Source organism: Rubrivirga sp. (assembly GCF_049648075.1).
In the GTDB taxonomy this organism is placed as follows: Bacteria; Bacteroidota; Rhodothermia; order Rhodothermales; family Rubricoccaceae; genus Rubrivirga.
In genome coordinates, this window is record NZ_JBARYR010000536.1 from 1 (window position 1) to 1,648 (window position 1,648).

Genomic DNA, 1,648 nt, shown 5'->3' on the forward strand with positions numbered 1-1,648 from the left:
GGGGCGGCCATCGCTACGGGGTCGGTCGGTCGAGGGGTGCCCCCCCCTCTCTGAGTTCGGTCGGGGCGCCGTGGAAGTCCTCGGAGGAACCCTCCGCGACCTCGAGGACGGCGCCGCTCTGCGCGTCGACGGTGGCGAGGCCGGTCTCTGAGCCGGGGTCGATCCCGACGACGACACGCGGGGCGCTGGAGCGGTCTGGGAGCACGTCAGGCATGGGCGGGAGAGGGTTGAGGCGGGGCGGCGTTCGTGGCGAGGGCTTCCCGGATCTCGGCCGCGATGAAGTCGGCGTGGTCGGACTTGTAAGCGACCTCGAGGAGCGAATCGATGTAGACGATGCGCGGGCCGAAGTCGTCGGCATGGCGGCGGACGTACCGCTCCATCTGGTTTAGACGGAAGCGGGTCTCGCGTGGTGTGGGGGCGGTCACCATGGCTAGAAGCGCGGCTCGTTGGCCCACGGAATTGCCAGGCCGGGTGGCTCGGATGCGAGGCCGTCCCCAGCTGTACCAGCTGTACCAGCTTCAGTACCCCTCTGATACGCTGGTACACCTAAGTCCTGTGTTTCGCAGCCTGTACCTGTACCAGGTTCCCGAGGTGGTGGACGGTCTGGTACAGGTGGCACGGTCTCCGAGGCGCGGACCACCTTCTGCACGGTGGTCTTCGAGATCCCCAGTTGGGCCGCGATATCTCGGTAGGACTTCCCCGCCCTGTGGAGGTCGACGATCGCGGCGTCGCGCTGGGCACGCTCGTCGTCCGTCCTCTCTTTGAGGTGCGCCGACTCCGGGCCAAAGTCCAAGAACGTGAACCCCAAGAAGTTGTCGGGCTTCTCCAGCTGGAGCGTGGCGACGTTGTCGGCGTGGTACTCGATCTCGGCGGACCGGACCTTGAGTTGCTTGAGGTACCGGACGTCGGGCTCGCGTGCACTCCGGCCGAGCCCGACGACGGCGTCGGCGAAGTTGGCGAGGTGCCGGCTCCCGCCGAGATCGTTCAGCGTCAGGGGGCGGGAGCCGTCGCGCTTGGGCGTGTGGCCCAAGACGAGCATGGACAGCCCGTGCTGGAGTTTGAGCCGGTGGAGCGCTCGCATAAGGGGCAGCGCGTCCTTGGCCTCCTGGGACTGCCGAGAGAGGAACGTGAGGTTGTCCACCACGACGACGCGGTACCCGTGCTCCACGACGGCGTCCTCGATGGCCTCTCGGACGGCGACGTCGAAGGCGTCTTCGTCCGCTAGCACATCGGGGTCGATCTCGGCGCGGTGGAAGTTGGGGCTGAAGCGGTAGTGGTCGGTGAAGTCCCTGGAGTACCGGCGCTCAAACTGCTTGGCCGAGAGCTCGAAGTCGAGGTAGAGCACCGGCTGAGGCTCGGCCTCCATGGGGAAGCCGGGGATGGACTGCCCAGAAGCGACGGCCTGAGCGATCTGCACCGCCTTTACCGACTTGCCGGCGTTGCTCTCGGCAAAGAGGATGGTGGTCTCGCCTTCGAACCAGTTGGTGCCGCACAACTGGCGCGGCGTGGCAAGCCGAGAGGCCGTCTCCAGCCACGCGGTGCCCGTGCGGATGTCCAAGACGGACGAGCCCGCGCTGCCCGCTTGCGCCTTCGGGGGGGCGTCCTGGGCCTCGGGGTCAGTGGTCGATCCCTCAGAGCGGTCTCGGAG

3 protein-coding genes are annotated in these 1,648 nt (G+C 67.6%); all 3 read right to left on the reverse strand.

Annotated elements, in window-relative coordinates; translation table 11 throughout:
- Positions 1–13: 13 nt before the first annotated feature.
- Positions 14–214, reverse strand: coding sequence for a hypothetical protein (locus tag WBA11_RS14940; RefSeq protein ID WP_424521459.1), 201 nt, complete (start codon positions 212–214; stop codon positions 14–16).
- Positions 207–428 (reverse strand): hypothetical protein, encoded by a 222-nt coding sequence (locus tag WBA11_RS14945; protein ID WP_424521460.1) that lies wholly within the window; start codon positions 426–428, stop codon positions 207–209. The genes WBA11_RS14940 and WBA11_RS14945 overlap by 8 nt, the downstream gene beginning before the upstream one ends.
- 2 nt (positions 429–430) lie before the next feature.
- The coding region (locus tag WBA11_RS14950) for an AAA family ATPase (RefSeq protein ID WP_424521461.1) at positions 431–1,648 on the reverse strand (1,218 nt) is incomplete at its 5' end.